This is a genomic window from Candidatus Nitrosopumilus sp. bin_68KS, from assembly GCF_054095825.1.
Map to the genome: position 1 here is coordinate 1 of NZ_JBSWSP010000034.1, position 18,043 is coordinate 18,043.

General features: G+C 32.4%; 26 protein-coding genes and 1 tRNA gene. 11 read left to right on the forward strand and 16 right to left on the reverse strand.

The window, feature by feature from the left end; translation table 11 throughout:
• From ACW9W3_RS10835 to ACW9W3_RS10845, 3 genes are all read left to right on the forward strand, one after another.
• Positions 1-1,453 (forward strand): lyase (locus ACW9W3_RS10835; RefSeq protein WP_457766141.1); only part of this gene is annotated, 1,453 nt, incomplete at its 5' end.
• Complete coding sequence (gene truD, locus ACW9W3_RS10840) at positions 1,450-2,646, forward strand: tRNA pseudouridine(13) synthase TruD (RefSeq protein ID WP_457766142.1); 1,197 nt, start codon at positions 1,450-1,452, stop codon at positions 2,644-2,646. The genes ACW9W3_RS10835 and truD, both read left to right, overlap by 4 nt.
• A 68-nt stretch (positions 2,647-2,714) precedes the next feature.
• Positions 2,715-2,945, forward strand: coding sequence for an Lrp/AsnC ligand binding domain-containing protein (locus tag ACW9W3_RS10845; RefSeq protein WP_457766143.1), 231 nt, complete (start codon positions 2,715-2,717; stop codon positions 2,943-2,945).
• Here the strand turns inward: ACW9W3_RS10845 and ACW9W3_RS10850 are convergent.
• Entirely contained in the window at positions 2,942-3,151 is a 210-nt protein-coding gene (locus ACW9W3_RS10850; RefSeq protein ID WP_457766144.1) for a hypothetical protein, read from the reverse strand. The two genes, ACW9W3_RS10845 and ACW9W3_RS10850, sit on opposite strands and share 4 nt — an antisense overlap.
• A gap of 103 nt (positions 3,152-3,254) precedes the next feature.
• Between ACW9W3_RS10850 and ACW9W3_RS10855 the strand changes: the two genes are divergently transcribed.
• Complete coding sequence (locus ACW9W3_RS10855) at positions 3,255-3,941, forward strand: hypothetical protein (protein ID WP_457766145.1); 687 nt, start codon at positions 3,255-3,257, stop codon at positions 3,939-3,941.
• A gap of 1 nt (position 3,942) precedes the next feature.
• Here ACW9W3_RS10855 and ACW9W3_RS10860 read toward each other — a convergent pair whose 3' ends face one another.
• Positions 3,943-4,197 (reverse strand): hypothetical protein, encoded by a 255-nt coding sequence (locus tag ACW9W3_RS10860; RefSeq protein WP_457766146.1) that lies wholly within the window; start codon positions 4,195-4,197, stop codon positions 3,943-3,945.
• 120 nt (positions 4,198-4,317) lie between these two features.
• Here ACW9W3_RS10860 and ACW9W3_RS10865 point away from each other — a divergent pair, with 120 nt between their 5' ends.
• Positions 4,318-4,818 (forward strand): hypothetical protein, encoded by a 501-nt coding sequence (locus tag ACW9W3_RS10865; RefSeq protein WP_457766147.1) that lies wholly within the window; start codon positions 4,318-4,320, stop codon positions 4,816-4,818.
• Here ACW9W3_RS10865 and ACW9W3_RS10870 read toward each other — a convergent pair.
• From ACW9W3_RS10870 to ACW9W3_RS10880, 3 genes are read right to left on the reverse strand one after another with little or no spacing between them, the layout of a single operon-like run.
• Positions 4,808-5,041 carry a hypothetical protein gene (locus ACW9W3_RS10870; RefSeq protein WP_457766148.1) on the reverse strand — a complete coding sequence of 78 codons (234 nt, stop codon included), beginning with the start codon at positions 5,039-5,041 and terminating at the stop codon, positions 4,808-4,810. The genes ACW9W3_RS10865 and ACW9W3_RS10870 overlap by 11 nt on opposite strands.
• 33 nt (positions 5,042-5,074) lie before the next feature.
• On the reverse strand, positions 5,075-5,227 hold the full coding sequence (locus ACW9W3_RS10875) for a hypothetical protein (RefSeq protein WP_457766149.1): 153 nt from the start codon (positions 5,225-5,227) through the stop codon (positions 5,075-5,077).
• 36 nt (positions 5,228-5,263) lie between these two features.
• Entirely contained in the window at positions 5,264-6,298 is a 1,035-nt protein-coding gene (locus ACW9W3_RS10880; protein WP_457766150.1) for an alcohol dehydrogenase catalytic domain-containing protein, read from the reverse strand.
• A gap of 73 nt (positions 6,299-6,371) precedes the next feature.
• On the opposite strand from ACW9W3_RS10880, the gene ACW9W3_RS10885 reads away from it, so the two are divergent.
• Positions 6,372-6,605, forward strand: coding sequence for a hypothetical protein (locus ACW9W3_RS10885; RefSeq protein WP_457766151.1), 234 nt, complete (start codon positions 6,372-6,374; stop codon positions 6,603-6,605).
• Between the two features lie 43 nt (positions 6,606-6,648).
• On the forward strand, positions 6,649-8,676 hold the full coding sequence (locus ACW9W3_RS10890; RefSeq protein WP_457766152.1) for a thioredoxin domain-containing protein: 2,028 nt from the start codon (positions 6,649-6,651) through the stop codon (positions 8,674-8,676).
• Here ACW9W3_RS10890 and ACW9W3_RS10895 read toward each other — a convergent pair.
• Complete coding sequence (locus ACW9W3_RS10895; protein WP_457766153.1) at positions 8,673-8,993, reverse strand: hypothetical protein; 321 nt, start codon at positions 8,991-8,993, stop codon at positions 8,673-8,675. The two genes, ACW9W3_RS10890 and ACW9W3_RS10895, sit on opposite strands and share 4 nt — an antisense overlap.
• Before the next feature lie 343 nt (positions 8,994-9,336).
• Positions 9,337-9,672: a hypothetical protein gene (locus ACW9W3_RS10900; RefSeq protein ID WP_457766154.1), complete on the reverse strand. Its 336-nt coding sequence runs from the start codon at positions 9,670-9,672 to the stop codon at positions 9,337-9,339.
• Positions 9,673-10,034: 362 nt separating this feature from the next.
• Here ACW9W3_RS10900 and ACW9W3_RS10905 point away from each other — a divergent pair, with 362 nt between their 5' ends.
• A complete protein-coding gene (locus tag ACW9W3_RS10905; RefSeq protein ID WP_457766155.1) occupies positions 10,035-10,436 on the forward strand; it encodes a hypothetical protein in 402 nt (133 codons plus the stop codon).
• Here ACW9W3_RS10905 and ACW9W3_RS10910 read toward each other — a convergent pair.
• The gene (locus ACW9W3_RS10910) at positions 10,399-11,157 is read right to left on the reverse strand and encodes an FxLYD domain-containing protein (RefSeq protein ID WP_457766156.1); all 759 of its coding nucleotides are present in this window, start codon (positions 11,155-11,157) and stop codon (positions 10,399-10,401) included. The two genes, ACW9W3_RS10905 and ACW9W3_RS10910, sit on opposite strands and share 38 nt — an antisense overlap.
• A gap of 166 nt (positions 11,158-11,323) precedes the next feature.
• Here ACW9W3_RS10910 and ACW9W3_RS10915 point away from each other — a divergent pair, with 166 nt between their 5' ends.
• Positions 11,324-11,581 (forward strand): hypothetical protein, encoded by a 258-nt coding sequence (locus tag ACW9W3_RS10915; protein ID WP_457766157.1) that lies wholly within the window; start codon positions 11,324-11,326, stop codon positions 11,579-11,581.
• A gap of 101 nt (positions 11,582-11,682) precedes the next feature.
• Here the strand turns inward: ACW9W3_RS10915 and ACW9W3_RS10920 are convergent, their stop codons facing one another.
• From ACW9W3_RS10920 to ACW9W3_RS10950, 7 genes are all read right to left on the reverse strand, one after another.
• Positions 11,683-12,030, reverse strand: coding sequence for a hypothetical protein (locus ACW9W3_RS10920; protein WP_457766158.1), 348 nt, complete (start codon positions 12,028-12,030; stop codon positions 11,683-11,685).
• A 105-nt stretch (positions 12,031-12,135) separates the two neighbouring features.
• Complete coding sequence (locus ACW9W3_RS10925; RefSeq protein ID WP_457766159.1) at positions 12,136-12,825, reverse strand: hypothetical protein; 690 nt, start codon at positions 12,823-12,825, stop codon at positions 12,136-12,138.
• Positions 12,822-13,112, reverse strand: a complete 291-nt coding sequence (locus tag ACW9W3_RS10930; RefSeq protein ID WP_457766160.1) for a hypothetical protein — start codon at positions 13,110-13,112, stop codon at positions 12,822-12,824. The genes ACW9W3_RS10925 and ACW9W3_RS10930 overlap by 4 nt, the downstream gene beginning before the upstream one ends.
• A 33-nt stretch (positions 13,113-13,145) precedes the next feature.
• A complete protein-coding gene (locus tag ACW9W3_RS10935) occupies positions 13,146-13,379 on the reverse strand; it encodes an Lrp/AsnC ligand binding domain-containing protein (protein WP_179371082.1) in 234 nt (77 codons plus the stop codon).
• A 52-nt stretch (positions 13,380-13,431) separates the two neighbouring features.
• A complete protein-coding gene (locus ACW9W3_RS10940; protein ID WP_457766161.1) occupies positions 13,432-14,748 on the reverse strand; it encodes a DEAD/DEAH box helicase in 1,317 nt (438 codons plus the stop codon).
• A 102-nt stretch (positions 14,749-14,850) separates the two neighbouring features.
• Positions 14,851-15,657 (reverse strand): thioredoxin domain-containing protein, encoded by an 807-nt coding sequence (locus ACW9W3_RS10945; RefSeq protein ID WP_457766162.1) that lies wholly within the window; start codon positions 15,655-15,657, stop codon positions 14,851-14,853.
• 73 nt (positions 15,658-15,730) lie between these two features.
• Positions 15,731-15,805, reverse strand: a tRNA-Thr gene (locus tag ACW9W3_RS10950).
• Between the two features lie 122 nt (positions 15,806-15,927).
• On the opposite strand from ACW9W3_RS10950, the gene ACW9W3_RS10955 reads away from it, so the two are divergent.
• Positions 15,928-16,155, forward strand: coding sequence for a hypothetical protein (locus ACW9W3_RS10955; RefSeq protein WP_457766163.1), 228 nt, complete (start codon positions 15,928-15,930; stop codon positions 16,153-16,155).
• An 88-nt stretch (positions 16,156-16,243) separates the two neighbouring features.
• A complete protein-coding gene (locus ACW9W3_RS10960) occupies positions 16,244-16,795 on the forward strand; it encodes a pyruvoyl-dependent arginine decarboxylase (protein ID WP_457766164.1) in 552 nt (183 codons plus the stop codon).
• Here the strand turns inward: ACW9W3_RS10960 and ACW9W3_RS10965 are convergent, their stop codons facing one another.
• Complete coding sequence (locus ACW9W3_RS10965; RefSeq protein ID WP_457766165.1) at positions 16,796-17,953, reverse strand: hypothetical protein; 1,158 nt, start codon at positions 17,951-17,953, stop codon at positions 16,796-16,798.
• Positions 17,954-18,043 lie beyond the last annotated feature (90 nt).

The window sequence follows — 18,043 nt, forward strand, 5'->3', positions numbered from 1 at the left end:
CCAACGTGCTCAGTTTTGTGGTTCAAGTACTGCAAAATCAACTGCTTTCATTCAAGAGTATTCCATTCCAACATTGTGCACGAATCCTTTAGCTATAGTTGCTGATTATGATGGAAATGTTTGGTTCGCAGAAACAAATACTGGCAATCTGGCAAAATTTGATTCTCGCACTGAAACCTTTACTGAATATGAAAATCCATCATGGCCACCAGGTGGACGTTCTATGATGTGGGGAATAGATTATGCTCCTGATGGAACTGTTTGGTATACTGATGAAACATATGATTCTGTTTGGAAGTTTTCAACCATTGACGAAACATATAGCCGACTATCTTATCCATCTGAAGGAGATTCCTTACCTCAAAAACTCCAAATCCACGGTTCTCAAATTATAGTAAATGATTTTACTGGAAATAAAATTACATTCTTGGATCCAAACCAATCTGAAGAAGATGTGAACTATCTAAGTATTCCATCTCCTGTTGATGATTCTGTAACTGCTGATTTTGCAGTTGACGCCGATGATAATGTTTGGTTTACAAATTGGTTATTCCAGCAAGGAGGTGTTTTAGTAAAATTTGATCAAAATGCATACTTTGATTCTGTTTCAAACTCTGATGAAAACTATCTTCCATTATTAGATTTTATTGAAATTTACCAATTACCTCCAGAATTACTAACTCCAAATGGCTCAGTAGTAGCTGATGATGGAACGATTTGGCTGGCAGATACTACCACCTCATACTTTTTTAATTTTGATCCTGTGACTGAAAAATACACTCAATACGTTACATCTGACCCATTACCTAGTACCTATGGGAATCAAACTGGAATTGTCAAAACTCCGATATCTAGGCCATACTGGATTGAAACTGATGACCAGGGTAGACTTGTCTTTAATGCACAAACTGCAAACAACATATCTGTCATGGATCCAAAAACTCAAACGCTTGTAGAATACCATGTTCCATCTAAAAACCCTAATTGGGGTGACTGTGATCCTGGAACTGGTTTGATGCTAGCTGATTGTGGTTTGGCTCAAATTTTTGATTTTGCAATAGATGGTGAAAAAATTTGGTTTACAGAGTGGGTTGAAAATAATATTGGTGTAGTTGATACATCGGTTCCACTACCTCTTGAAATTCAATTTGAATCAAATTCTATTGAACTTACTCCAGGCGATACTAAGCATTTCAACTTTATAGTTTCCCCAATGTCTCAAAATGATTTGATGGGAGTTTCATTAGTAATGTCCACCACTCATGATTTTCTAAATGTTAAACTTGAAAACAATTCTCCTAATACATTTCAATTAGATTCTGATGCACCACGTCCGATTCATACTTCTATTAGTGCTTCAGAAGATGCAGTTCCTGGTACCTACAAAATTTTACTTGGTGCACAATCTACTGATGTGGCAGTCAGCAAATTTGTTACAGTGACAATAGAGTGATATCTAATCTAGATTCACAAATTGGTATCTCTGTTTATAGCACAAATTTTTCTGGAATAGGTGGAAAAATTAGATTAGTTCCTGAAGATTTTAGCGTCAGAGAATTAATTTCAGATAAAATAAGAAACTCGATAAATAATCAAGAAGGATATGCTGTATACAAACTAAAAAAACAAAAAATTGACACTAATCATGCATTATCTAGTGTTTTTAGAAAAAAAGGCATTCGATTAAAATCCCTTGGACTAAAGGATGCATCAGCAATCACTGAACAATTTGTTTGCTCTGGAAATAAAGGTAAAGCAATAGAAAATTTTTCAACCGAAAAATACTCCCTGGAAAATATTGGTTATGTAAAAAAACCATTGTCAAAAAAAGACATGATTGGTAACCATTTTAAAATTCAAATTTCTGACTGTTCTGATGGTTTATCTGATTTTACAGAATATGACAAAATTTTGAATTTTTATGGATACCAACGTTTTGGTTCAAAAAGACCCGTTACACATCTAATTGGTAAGGCTATTTTACATCGAGATTTCAAAAAAGCAGTGGATCTCATCTTATCTTTTACGTCACCATATGACTCAAAAGAAAATACTGAAATTCGTGAAAAACTTTCAGATAAGGAAAATTATGAAAAATATTTTGATCGAGTTCCAAGTCAAATGGATATTGAGCGAATTGTTCTAAAAGAAATGATTGAACATGGTGAATATATTCGTGCAATCAGAGCTATTCCTTTATCTTTAAGACGATTTTATATTCAGGCATACCAGTCTTTTATTTTTAATCAAACTCTAAGTTCAGCTTTTGTTGATGGTGAAGATCTTTTTGAGGCCCAATCAAGTGATGTTTGCTTTGATTTTAATGGCATCATTGGAAAATATGTAAAAGGTTTGGATCAAAGACTTGCATTACCTTTTGTTGGATATTCCTATTACAAAAAAACAAGATTTGATTATCAAATATCAAAAATACTAAAACAAGAAGAGATTACGCCTAAAGATTTTTTCATCAAAGAGATGCAAGAGGTCAGCAGTGAAGGTGGTTTTAGGCAAGCTGCAATTCACTGTTTTGATTACACGTTAAAAGAAAATACTGTTGAATTTTCATTATCAAGAGGTATGTTTGCAACAATTTTGTTAAGAGAGATCATGAAACCTGACGATCCTATAGTGGCAGGTTTCTGAGATCATTTTAGAAACATATTTCCTCAGATGTCTTTAAGTTAGTGTTTTTTTAACAAAGTTTGATTTCGATGGAAAAAGCATACATGCTAATTAGCTGTGAAATCGGAGAAGAACAATCCCTTTTTACCCAATTACAAAAAATCCCTGAGGTAAAAAATTGCCTGATTACCTATGGTAGTTATGATGTTGTGGCAGAATTTGTTGCAGATACTCCTGCACAAATGAATGAGATAATTACTACCAAGATTAGAAAACTCCAAAAAATTCGAAGCACAATTACATTACGTGTAACAAATTAATCTTTTTTCAATATTGTAATTACTGTTCCTACTCCAATCACAATTAATCCGATAATTGCAATTTGAATGCCATAAGTTATCCAATCAGGGTTTGAATACATGAATGACGATTCAGGTCCTACAACTGAGTGCCCTTGGAGGTGAAAAAGTATCCCCAATACCCCAATTATCATTCCTACTACTATGATGGAAATTCCTTTTCTCACAAAATATCTAAAGTTTTAGTCCTAAAAAGGGTAAACAGAATTGATAATTTGACCAAATGATTTTTCGATTTGGTCTTTAATTGCATTCCTAAGAGTTGATAAAATGTACGAATGGGATGCGACCTATGAGACACACAGTCATAAATATCTGGGTTTGATATTGTTTGCATCTTCAGCATCTCTGGCAATACTCTTGTTTTTGATTTTTCATCCACAAATTGAATCTATCAATAAAGAATCCCCTATTTTGATAAATATCATGTTTCTTCCTGCCATGGCAATTGGATTTCTTTATGGTATGAGAATTACAGAAAGAGCTGTACGTCCTTCAGAAATCCGTAGCGCCTTTAAAAGATCTGTTGTAAAAATATTCTTGTTCTTTTTTGTCATAGGTGGTATGTTCAGTGCCGTAAACTTTGCAATAAATGGTGGAAGTGTAATGCCTGAAGTATCAATTTTAGATGATGGACTTTTACCATGGGTGAATGAATTTGTAACTGCAAATGGTGGTGCAACCTTCTTAATAATTACAAGTATTACATTAATGGCATCTGCAACTAAACGAATTGTTGGAATGAATTCTGGATTTTTGAATAGAATGGTGACCTTTGTTGGAACCTTTGTATTTATGACTATTCTTGTTCTAAGTTTCACAAAATCTGATCCAACATCTTCTGGAGTTTTCTTGTATACTTTTTACCAGGCAGGAATAGTTGGTGGAGCATTTTATGCAATGAATAAACTGACAAAAAATCAAAACATGTTAGAAGATTTCACAAATGGCTACTAAATTATTCCCACTTTGATGGGTCTACGTATATTCCTGAAATTTCACTGTTAATTCTATCTCTGAATTTTACACACTCATCTGGTATGAAATCATTTAATTTACATTCATTGAAATGTGCAGTTGCATCTCTTTGCATGTTGTCTGCAAAAAGCACATCTGATCCAATTACTAATCCTATGAGACCAACTGCTGCAAGACTTGCTGAAACTAGAATCATTGCATACCCAACTTTGGCATAATTGTGAGGTTCTCTCATTTACTGAAAATCAAGAACTCTTGAATTTAATCTTTTCAAGTTTAGATTTTGCGATCAATTTCTTAGAACTAGGGTATTTTTTGGGAAAAAAAGAAAAGAAAGTACTGGAAAAGTTCTACATTGAGCATTCAAATTCTTCAATATGAGTTTCTAGGCCCTATTCCTCTTGATGATTGGGGGCCGCCAATGGAAAAACTTGTTTATCTAATCCTTTCAAAAGATCAGGACAAATTCAATATTCTCTATATTGGTGACTGTGAAAAGACTGATGACAAATCTTTTTTTGTTCAGCACATAGATTTCAAATGTTGGGTAGAGAATTCAGGTTCTGAGAAATCCCTGTATCTTGCAATATTGCCTATGTTTGAATCAAGTAAAATTCAGAGACAAAGTGTTTACAATAAAATAATTTCAAGATACAAACCTCCATGTAATTCTGAGAGTATAATAAAATCAGAGCCTGACTATTTTGTTAGAAAGTCTGAAGAATTAAGTAAAAAACCACAAAAAATTCCTTGCTTGTGCTGTGGGTCTGAAATGAAAGCAGAGAAAATTCTTGAAAAATCTACACTTTATCGCTGTACTGGTTGTGGATTGAGTGACACAAAACTCAATTCTTAACTTTGTTTTGCACATCAAATAATTGTAATGTTAACAAATCAATTGCTTTTTTCAAATGCTGAAATTCATTTATTGAATGCATTTGTCCTTCAACTAGAGCCCTCATTATTTTAATTGAATTTTTTTGAAAATCTTCCGATGCAACTATCTCCATTGCATTAATTTTTGATAATAGATTGTCTAATTCTTTAATCATTTCATCTGATGGCTTATGTTTGTCCATGACTATTGTGAATTGATTTTACTATATGAATTGTTACAATAAATCTTCATCAATTTTTTGAATTGGATCCAAGTATTGCTGACATGTACATGTGGGAATTTGGCATTTACCTACCTTGATTATGGAATTGCTCTCCTCATTTGGAGAATGTGCTTCATCAGTATGATGACATCTATTGCAATTCATATTCAAAACTATACTTCCCAATATTTAATCTGCAAGTTAAGGTATCAAGACTGCTCGTGCTTCAATTTCAGAATTCTTTAATTTTTTTAGTACTTCGTTTGCATTTTCTAATGGGAATACTTGGGATATTACCTCGATATTATTCTCATCACATATTTTGATGACTTGCTCCATATCTTTTGTAGAGCCAATCAAAGTTCCTCTGATTGTTTTTTCCTCAAATGCCATAAATGCAGGATTTTCTCCCACTGTTGCAATCACGATTAATCCTCCTTTCTTTACTGATTTTATTGCAGTATCTGTAACTATGTCTGCTGGCGCAAAAACTATGGCTGCATCTAACATTCCATGTTTTTCTTTTAGTTTGCTAAGAAATTCATCTTGATTTTCTAAAAATGTCATTGAATCAATTGCACCCAATCTTTTTGCAACATCAAGATGTTTTTGTGTTCTAGAAAATGCAATGACATCACAATTCTCAATTTTTGCAAACTGAATGGCCATATGTCCAACTCCGCCAATTCCAAACACTCCAATTTTTTTATGCATTTTTGGCTCTACAGCTTTGACTGCTTTGTATGCTGTTATACCTGCGCAAAAAAGCGGTGCAGCATACTCTGGTTTCATATTTTCTGGAACTTTAGTTGCAAAATCTTCTGTAACTGTAATAAATTCTGTATATCCACCTTTGAATGACTCTCCTGTAATTATTGATGATTCACAAAGATACTCTTTACCTTCTTTACAATATTGACATTCTTTACATGCTTCTAAAAGTGGAGTTATTCCTGCTCTATCTCCTATTTTGAATTTAGAAACTGAATCCCCCACTTGAACAACTTTGCCAACAAGCTCATGACCTGGAACTGTTGGAAGAGTTGGTGGTATTCCAATATCTTTCCAATCCCCTTCTATTCCATGAAGTTGAGAATGACAAACTCCACATGCTTCAATTTTTAGTAAAATTTCATTTGGTCTTTGAATCTGATGTTTATCAATCTCAGTTAATTTTAATGGATTTGTCTCAATTTTAGCACATTCTGATAGTACCATTGCCCGCATTTTTTCCATATCTTAGAGCACAAAGCATGAAATTTTAAGATTCGCTCATTAGAAAAATAAAGGACTGACATTTACTTTTATCATGGCTGAAATTACTGATGAAGATCGTGAAAGAGTGAAATTATTGCAACAAATCACAGCGTCTAAAAATGAATTTAAGAAATTATCTTTAGAGCAATTACGTCGATTACAAGAATTAGTTGAAAAAAAAGATTATAGTCATGATAAAAAGGCTCACAAATCAAAAGTGAAATTGTTAGGAAAAATTAATGTTAGAATTTATGAATTAACTGAAGGCAAAGGCATTTGGGGATAATATGTCTAATTAAGTACTAATATTGAAATGACTTTGATTAAATGTGGTAGAAAATAATCTCATTCATGAAACCAGTCCCTATTTACTTCAACATGCTCATAATCCCGTTGAATGGTATGGGTGGAATGAAATTGCATTAAAAAAAGCAAAAGATGAAAACAAACCAATTTTTTTAAGTATTGGTTATAGCTCTTGTCATTGGTGCCATGTAATGGCACATGAATCATTTGAAAATGAAGATGTTGCAAAATTCATGAATGAAAATTTTGTAAACATTAAGGTTGACCGAGAAGAAAGACCTGACATTGATGATATTTATCAAAAAGTTTGCCAAATAGCAACTGGTCAAGGAGGTTGGCCTCTTAGTATTTTTCTTACTCCTGATCAAAAACCTTTCTATGTTGGTACTTACTTTCCGGTTTTGGATTCGTATGGGCGACCTGGTTTTGGAAGTATCTGTAGACAACTATCTCAAGCATGGAATGAAAAACCAAAAGACATTGAAAAATCTGCAGAAAAATTCCTTGACGCACTCCAAAAAACAGAAACCATTACTGTTCCAACAAAATTAGAACGACCAATTCTTGATGAAGCTGCAATGAATTTATTTCAAATTGGTGATCCGACATATGGTGGATTCGGTTCTGCACCAAAGTTTCCAAATGCCGCAAATATCTCATTTCTATTTCGTTATGCAAAACTTTCAGGTCTGTCAAAATTCAACGAATTTTCACTCAAAACACTTAAGAAAATGGCAAGGGGTGGAATTTTTGATCAAATAGGTGGGGGCTTTTCTAGGTATTCCACGGACGCAAAGTGGCTTGTTCCTCATTTTGAAAAAATGCTTTATGATAATGCTTTGATACCTGTCAATTATGCTGAGGCATATCAAATTACAAAAGATCCTTTTTATCTTGATGTGATGAAAAAAACTCTTGATTTTGTGTTACGTGAAATGACTTCCCCTGAAGGTGGATTCTATTCTGCATATGATGCAGATTCAGAAGGTATTGAAGGAAAATTCTATGTTTGGAAGAAAAGTGAAATAAAAGAAATCCTTGGAAACGACGCTGATCTATTTTGTCTATATTATGATGTTACTGATGGTGGAAATTGGGAAGGCAATAATATTCTGTGTAATAATCTTAATCTCTCAACTGTCGCATTTAATTTTGGAGTAACTGAACAAAAAGCTCAAGAAATTATTAATTCATGCTCCGAAAAATTATTAAAAGTTCGTTCAACACGAGTTCCTCCAGGTTTAGATGATAAAATTTTGGTCTCTTGGAATTCTCTGATGATCACAGCATTTGCAAAAGGATATCGTGTTACAAATGATACACGATATCTTGATGCTGCAAAAAATTGTATTTCTTTTATAGAGAATAATCTTTTTGAAAATGGTAAATTACTTCGTACTTACAAAAATGGAACTGCTAAAATCGATGGATATCTAGAAGATTACTCCTATTTTACAAATGCCTTGTTAGATGTATTTGAAATTGAACCTGAAAAAAAATACCTTGAATTAGCTTTAAAATTGGGTGATCATTTGGTGGATCATTTTTGGGATTCAAATACTAGTAGTTTCTTTATGACTTCCGATAATCATGAAAAATTAATAATTCGACCAAAAAGCAATTATGATTTGTCATTACCTTCTGGAAACTCTGTTTCTGCTTTTGTAATGCTAAGATTATTCCATCTATCTCAAAAACAGAATTTCCTTGAAATTTCTACCAAAATAATGGAGTCTCAGGCACAGATGGCTGCAGAAAACCCTTTTGGATTTGGATATTTACTAAATACAATTTTTAATTATATCGAAAAACCCTTGGAAATAACAATCATTAATACAGAAAATTCCGAGTTGCACCATTCTATTCTGACTGACTATTTGCCAAATTCATTTATTGTGACAATTCAAAATTCTACTCAATTGAAATTTTTATCTAACTATCCATTTTTTGCTGGCAAAACTTTTGAGGATAAAACTACTGTTTTTATTTGTAAAGATTTTTCTTGCTCATTACCATTACATACACTGGATGAAATAAATTCACGTCTTTAGATTTTTTTTAAATTTACATCAATTGTATTTCCAACTTGTGGTCTTCCCATGTTGTCATATCTTGATTTTGGCATAGCTATTGTAATTTGTGTTTGTTGATATGATTTTATATTAACTGTTGGCTGTGCTTGTAAAATAGCTTCAAGTAGTGGCATTACCTGTTCTTTTGTTTCAGCATCAAGCTTTTTTGATACATTTTCTATAATCATCTGTTTTTGTGAAATTGGTTCAGTTGAAACATTTTCTACTAGTGTTAATTGGACCATCTGACCATTATCTACTATCTGTGTAATTTTGAATTCATTTGTTGCTGACAATGATTTGTTTACTTTTTTTGATGATTTATCTTTACCGAATTGCAAAATACAGTGCAATTACTGCCGTTGCCACAGCTGCACTTACACCTAACCCAAAGATGATTTTACTACCATCGACATTCATAATTTCATTTTATTTATTCTGAATTAAACTGTACTGGTTTTTTCTTTTTTGAATTTATCCACTAATGATTTCTACGTAAGTGTTTTAATAGATAATTTCTATTTTTTGTTATTACAAGTCAAAACTGTGTACATACCCTCTACGCGGAACAACCCTTTCTAACAGAGGAGTCAAGAAAGAGTGTGCCTAATCAGGCACTCTTTCACATTAAAATTACTATTATTTGAATATGGGATCTTCTTTTTCATCTGTCTCTTTTTTATTGGCTTCAAATCTATGAGGTTCCAAAATAGATTTTTTGATTAGTGGGGCGCGTTCTTTGATAATTTGATTGAATTCTTTCATATCTTCCAAACTTGGTGACTGTTGTTGGTTTTGATATGCCTGTAAAAATCCTGAATAGACACATCCTGTTATAATCCCAAATGCTGTATCTGGAACAGATCCTATTTCAGGCACAAAATTCTCTGCAATTTGTCTATATGACTCTGATTCATTAATGTAGTAATCGATCAAACTATCAACAAAATCTTTGGTCTCTTTAGAAATTGTCATGGTTTTTCCTTTATTTCCTAGTTTATTTAATTGTCTTTGATAATGATTTTTTCTATTTACAGAATTACTTTATCTGACTATCTACCTGTGACATAAGCAATATACAAAATTGATGAAACAATTAGAGATACACATAGAATTATTGCAAACTCTTTTTTTGAAAACACACTTGATCTGAAACTCATAAAATTACTGAACTGATTATGAACTTAAGGCTTGAAAAACTATCATGCCTGAAATTTTAGCAATTTGTACTAGTTTTTGTCTTTGATTAATCGTTTATTTATTCATAAATCATTTTTTAGATATTGTGGAAATTAGAATCTGACGAAGATTTTTTTCGAATATATGATTCAAAAAAAATGGTGGCAGGATACTTTGATCCAGACTATGGACATATTTTCCCAAAAGAGAATTCTGAAGAAATAATTTCATCCATGCTAAAAAATAATGATAAAATTTTAGGTGGTGTCATGATGGTTCCTCTAGTTAAATTTGGTTTATTTGATACTGATTTAGATACTGATATCTCTAAAGTAGAACAAAATGTAATACGAGTTAATGAACATCTACAAAAATGGAAGAATTTCTTATCTCAAACTAATAGGGAAAAACACTCCATTAGAATATCACATACAGATCAAGATATGCTCACAATAACTTTTGAAGTAAAGTTTTCAAAACCAACACCTCTTGAAAAAAAACATTTACTAGAAGAACTTTACACTACTTTAGATTTGTTGCAGAAATTAGATTTGTTATAATTTTGCCTGAATACCTTGTAATTCCAACATATACTGATAGTGTAACTACAAGCAAAACAAGCGTACCTATGGGAAATTCTGGGACAGCGGCATATTCTTCTGACTCTGCAACCAATGTGTATTTTTTTATCTGATCATTTTGAATTTTATCTGGAATTGTAACCAAAAAGAAAATATCGTCATTTACTCCTAAATAATCTGGTTCTGGGTGGATTCTGGAGACACCTGCAACATTCCCCTCGATATCATATAGTGTCGCAATGACTGCTATTGTATTTGCTGTAATATCCCCATTGTTCTTGACAACACCAGTAATGATTAGATTATTGTGATTGTCTGTTGTTAATTCTGATTCAGTAATGTCTATCACTTGACTTTTTGGATGACTCAATTCATAATCTAAATTCAATGAATATGATTTAGTATCTTTTGCTTCATTTCTTGGTAGGATTAGTTCAAATGGTCCTTTCATTCCTGGCATGATTGTATTTACTAAAGAATTCACCTCTTTTACTAGAATTTGATTTTTATTTTCATCAAATAGTGTTATTATCACATTGATTTGGCTTAGAGGGACCTTCAGATTATTTGTTATTTCCCCAACAACATGGAGGGATTTATCATCTCCAAAAAACTGCTGATCATTTTCAATAAATACTTCTCCAAATATTGATGGAATAATTCCTACAAATAGAAATATGATGATGAAAACTCGTTCCATGTATTTGTTCGTTTGAATTCTTTAAAGAAGTTTTATCTGTGATTTTTTGGTTTATTCTTTTTTTATCTAAGAATTATGATAAATTAACCCAAGTGATAATTTCGTTCAAAAATTGGTCTTTTTAAAAATCTTATTAATGAGAAACGAGTATTAATAATTAGAAAATATGGCTAAAATTAAAGTACGATCTGGTAGGGGAACAGGAACTATTGAAGTTGATGACGATGCCAGTAAATGGTCCGGCTCTGATTTCAAAAAAATTCAAGCTGCAAGACAAGAAGCCTCAAAAGACAAGTATGTGAGTGTTGGAAGAGGAACTGGAAAAATAAAATTTGGTGATATTGCTGCTACCAAAACCACCGACACAAAAGGTATGTGGGTTAGTTCTGGAAGAGGCACCGGAAGACGACAACTCAAAAAGTAAACTGAATATCAAATACAATCAATATTTTTTATAATCTGTAAATTATTGGTATTAATTCATACCTAATTTAAAAAATAAAGGAAAAAATAAAATTGTAAAGGTTACTTGAACGAGCGTACCTTTCGAACAACTTTGTTATGATCTAAGGAAGCAGTAGTAGTCACATACAAAATGTGATTCTTTCCTGCAGGAATGACTATTCTTTTTACTTTGTCATATTCTGCAACAACGTATTTGCATGCCCCTAGTGATTTCAATAGTTTTTTTCTTTGCTTCCAATCATATGCTGCAGCCTTTAATGATGCCAAACTTTGTTTCTTTGTCACCAAAATGCTTACTTTTCTTGAACGTGCTGAATAAACTAATTTTCCATTTAGATCGCATACAGTTACTACTCTAACTGATGGACTAAGCTTCAATAGTTTTTCAACAGCTACTTCAATTTCCATAATAATACCAAAACAACCTAGGTGATAAAATTTACTAAAATATTTCTAAAAGAGATTTTTAAATGATTTTGATATTGTGGATTAGTAAAAATTATTTCTTCTTTATTATGGTAAATGCTCTATTTTCCATTTTTTTGCCTCATTTGTACAGTTGAACCATTCAATTTCTGTTTGTTCTGAATCAAATTCTCCTAATTCATTTCTAAATTCTTTATCACATTGATTTTTCATATTGTCTGAAATTTGTATCACTTTTTGTGTGAGTCCTGTTTGTGGTGCTTCAAATTTTTCTGGCTCATCATAGTTTTTCACACCAGTTTTGGCCGAATAAAATTCAACTAAACCTAACATTTCATATTCTAATGATTCTTGAATTTGAGTATCTGAGCGAATTTTAGCTGATTCATCTCCTGTTTCAATCCATTTGATAAATTCTGAATCACTATCTAGTTGAGACTGAGATGATAGTTTCAATAGATCTACTGAACTCTTGAAAATCTCTGGAGGGGACAATTCATCATATTTGGAAATTACTACTTCAAAATCTTGTAAATGTTTTTCATAAAATTCTGATAATTCTTCCTTTGATATGTCTCCTTCCTCCCATCTTGTTTTTTCAGAATAGAACTTTGTTTGCAATTCTTTAACTTCTTCTTGGATTTGTTCTAATTCTATTCCGAATTGAAGACCTTTCTGTTTGGTTTGGTCTATAGAAAAATTGTATGCCACAATAGCTCCAATTATTAGAACTGCTATGATGCCAATAATGATATTTTGTATTTTCTTTTTCTTCAAAGATAATCTATGTAATTTCCATCCTCATCTAACTTTAATTCTACTGTAAATTCTGTACCGCTGATAAATGAATCATTTCTAGTGGTTCTAACTCTTCCTATGACTAACTCATATGGCCAAATCTCCACAACAATAGCTCCTACTTTTGCAGTAGGGGTTTCCGTAATTATCATGTCTTCACGTTTAACTCCGTGTCTTTCTAGCATGTGAATCGCATGCTCTAGTAGTGGTTCTGGGTTGTTGTAATTTAGCACCCAAACTGGTGCTTCATAATCAATTTTTTGCAATTTGAAACAATTCTAAAAGAACTCATATAACAATTATTCGGGTTGAATTACATTTAGCGTCATTGTACTGACAACCCTTGATAATTTTCTAATTGACGCAATTACTTTTTCAAACTCATCTTGATTCTGTGTTTGCACTTCTGCAACTACATCATAAGCTCCAAAAGTAAGATATGCATTATTGACATCTTGCATGTGTTTTAATTCATCAACAATGTATTCTTCAGCGCCAAGATCACAATTTAATAAAATAAATCCTTTGTGCATTACTATACCTTGTAATGATAAATGAAGTTCAGGTCTTTAAGTTTTACACTAATTACCATCTACTACGTCCGCCGTAGCTATTTTTATTATCATTATCTCCATATCTCTTTCTTCCTCCTCTATCATCTCTTGTATTTCTACTCCTATCTGATCTTCCATATCCACCAGAACGTCCTCCTCGGGAATAATTGGATCTTGATTGACCGCCATATCTTCTTGAAGGTGTTTGTCTTTTTAGCGGATCTGGTATTGATATTTGAATTCCCATCTCTTGATTTAAATCCCTTAGAGGTACTTTGATCTGTCTTTTAATGAGATTCCAGTCTCCTACTGATGAATATGATACAAATGTGATTGCTTTACCCAGTGCTCCAGCTCTAGCTGTTCTTCCAATTCTATGGAAATATGCCATCTCTTGATTTGGTACATCATAGTTTACTACTAATTCTACTCTTGGAACATCAATTCCTCTTGATGCCACATCTGTTGCAACAAGAATGTCTGCTTTTCCACTTCTAAATTTACCCATTGATTGCTCTCTTCTATGCTGTGACATGTCTCCTTCAATTGCTACTGCATTGTATTTTTCTTGATGGAGGAATTTTGCCACATCTCTTGTTCTGTATTTTGTTGAACAAAATACAATTGATTGACCTTTTGTCTTTTTGATAAAATCAATAAGATACTTGAATTTATCTCGATCTTTAATTACTAAATATGATTGATCAATTCCTTCGCCACTGAGATCATCAGCATCTAAAAGGAATTGTTTTGGATTTTTAAGATACTCTTCAGATAATCTTAGAATTTCAGTAGGCATTGTAGCAGAAAACAATGACATTACTCTCTCTTCTGGTGCTAAATCTAAAATAAATGAAATATCGTCAACGAATCCCATATCCAGCATTGTGTCTGCCTCATCAAGAACAATATGGGTAATGTCTCGAAGTTCAATTGAACCTCTTTTGAGATGATCAATTAGTCTACCTGGGGTTGCAACAACTATCTCTACTCCTCTATGAAGAGCATCTAACTGAATTCCCATTCCTTGTCCTCCGTAAACTGTAGCTACTTTGATTCCTGTATATTTTCCAAATTTTTTAACTTCATCACTAATCTGCATTGCAAGTTCTCTTGTGGGTGCCATGATTAATCCTTGAATGCCGTTTTTTGGTTGAATCTGTTGTAACATTGCTAATGCAAATGCTGCAGTTTTTCCAGAACCTGTATGTGCTTGACCTACTACATCTCTTCCTGAAAGTAATACTGGAATTACAGCTTCTTGAATTGGAAATGCCTCTTCAAAATGTTGATCAGTAATTCCCTTTAGTACTTCATCTTTTAATCCTAATTCTGTAAATTTTGTCATTTTATTTTCTTCTCTTAAGCAATGACGAAAAGCTCATTGCTTAGACGTCATTATTCCGATAATTAAAATGACTTTGAAGGTGTAATAAACGCTTGTTATTATTTACGCCTCTAATTGAGCATCAATAATTTTTTTAAAACTCTCAAACGGCTGTGCACCCTTAAGTTCTACAAATCCTATCTTTTCATTTCCTACAAAAAATCCAGGCGTACCTGATACTCCGTAATCTCTACCATCATCAAGATCTTTTCTAATCTCTTCGATATACTTGCCACTAGTTAGACATGACTCAAATATTTCTTGATCTAATTGAATCTCTAATGCATAATTACTAAACAAAGAAAGTACATCATCAGTTTCTAGTTTATTCCATTGATTTTGGTTGTCAAACAACATATCATGCATTTCTCTGAATTTTCCTTGCTCATTTGCACATTCAGCTGCAATAGATGCAGGTAATGCATTAGGATGAATACTTTGAATAGGAAAATCTCTAAAAACTAATTTCACTTTACCTTGCTCAATATACTCTTCAAGAATTAATGGAAGTGTTTGAATGTGGAATCTAGCACAAAATGGACACTGAAAATCTGAAAATTCTATTATTGTAATTGGTGCATCCGGATTTCCAATAATTGGATCATTATCTGCTGAAATTCTTACTATGGGTGTTGGTTGTTTTGTAGGTAACTGATTTTGTAATATTTTAAGTTCTAATTTGGCAATTGCATCATCAAGATCTTCTTCTGTAATTTGATTGGAATTAACATTAGAGACATAAGATCCTGCAAAAAATGCAGCAATCCCAACTATAACAATTAAACTAATTATTAATACATTAAATGTTGATTTTTTTACCAACTGTTTATCTTCATTTTTTTGATTATCTTCGAAATCCTCAGAACTCAATTTGATTAATGGCAAAATCTAGCATACTTATTCGTATTGCCAAATTTGGAATTTATTATAGAAATATAGAAAAAGCCAATGACGGGATCCGAACCCACGACCTGCTGATTACAAATCAGCTGCTCTAACCAGGCTGAGCTACATTGGCACAAAGTAAAATGAATTTTTTCAGGTTTAAAATGTTACCAAGATTATTTCTGAGAGTATTCTGTGTTTTGATCTCTTTGTTTGACCGTCAGTTTATAATATTGCAGTATTTTGATACGACATATGAGATACATTGAACCAACAAGGGTTAAGGTTCTGATGATGATGTTTTTTACTACTGGAGTAATTGGAATCATTATTGGATTAAGTATTGCACCCCCATCAATTACCATGATGATTACTTTTATGGGTCTCATCAATGTTGGTTTAGGAGCATTCTTTACATTCATCTTTCTGACCCAAGTTCAAAAATCCCCTGATAAAAGAAAGAAGAAAAGAAAAAGCGATTAGATTGAGATTTTTAGTTTTTCTCGATTATATTTTAAAATTCCATTATCAATTAAAGTATAAATAATAACTATCGTTCATGAATTCAGAAATGCTTGATTTAGTTGCTAAAAAATTATTTCTAACAAAAGGAAAAGGCGTACATGAAGATCGACTAACTAGTTTTGAATATGCATTAAGGGATGCAGGAATTGCTGGAACCAATCTAGTTCTTATATCAAGTATATTTCCGCCTAAAGCAAAATTGATTTCAAGAAAAGAAGGCCTCAAACAAATTAGTCCTGGACAGATACTGTTTACAATTTATTCAAAAAATCAGACTAGAGAACCACATAGGATGTGTGCAGCTTCTGTAGGAATTGCAATCCCTAAGGATAATGGTCGATATGGTTATCTTTCAGAATACGAATCTTTTGGTCAAAACGAGACTCAGGCCGGTGATTATGCTGAAGACATTGCAGCACAAATGTTGGCATCATCATTAGGAATTCCATTTGATGTTGATAAAAACTGGGATGAAAAAAGACAACAGTGGTCAATTTCAGGAAAAATATACAATACAAAAAATATTACCCAGTCAACAAAAGGTGATAAAGATGGAAAATGGACTACTGTATTTGCCGCAGCTGTACTCTTGTTATAATTATTTTTTATATCCTTTAAGATAGAATATTGCAGCACCAATTGCGACAATAGTTATAATGATTACAACTATGATTGACTCATCAAATTCTATTTTTTCATGTTGTTTGATTTGTAATTGTTCCCCTCCTAGGGAAAACTCTAGTTCTTGTTTGCTAATTGTCGTATCTTTACCGAAAATATATTTTCCTTGAATTCTTTGTCCTTCTTGTGGATCAAAAATCCAACCCTTTTGTGAAATGTCTATTGGGATTCTTTCATCACCTATGATTTGTGAGGGTGTGATGTTTCCTTTCACATCTGAAACCTTCGTATCTTTAGTATCTAGTACTACTATCTGAATTATTGAGTTCAGAGGGTAAAATCCTGATGAAAAATAATCTGATCTTTTTAATTCATTTGTTTTTAAAAATTCTAATGGACTAACTTCATTAATTTCTGATGCCGTTTGAGGATAATTTGCTGATAGTCTTAATTGAAGTAATGATTTGTTTTCAGTTGGGATAATTGAGAATGTCATTTTTGAATTTTCTTGTTGTGAAAGGTTTCTTGCAACATCATAAAACCCTCCTGATTCTCTAATTATTTTAGGAATTAATATTGCAGAAATTTTTTCATACATTGAATCTGTATCTTCCATCGGCATTGTATATACTGCAGAAATAGTCCCTCTTCCAGAAATTACTCCTGAGGTTTCCATGGCAACTCTTGCTTCATCCGTACTATGGATAAATGTCGAATGAAGTTTGGCATTGGTGTCTAGCATCTCGTTTATCTCATCAATAAATTCACCTGCGATCTGGATGGTCCTATTTTGAATTTGTAGAAAATTCTTATCATCTGGATTTCTCTTTACATTAATCAAAATACATGACTCGTTATTTACTCCCAATACACACTGGTTCTGATTAGTTACAGTTACTGCAGAAATATTTCCATTCTCTCTAATTCTTTGTTCTAACTCTGCTGGAATTTTGATCTCTTGAATACTAGTAGTTTGTAGTGTGATTGAGGCAGTAACATTTTGCGATATGCTCTTGTCAATAATTATTTGAGCCGTTTCTTGAAAAGTTGCAAGACTCATTTCTTGTGAATATGAATAATTTACTGAAACTCCAATTGTTGTAACTAGAAAAAATAAAAAAACTAACTTTTGCATGGTGTTTCAAATATTGAGGAAATTATAAAATTTACTCCTACTTTAGATGTTGAAGTATATTGGTTTGATAATATTGGCAAAAATCCATAC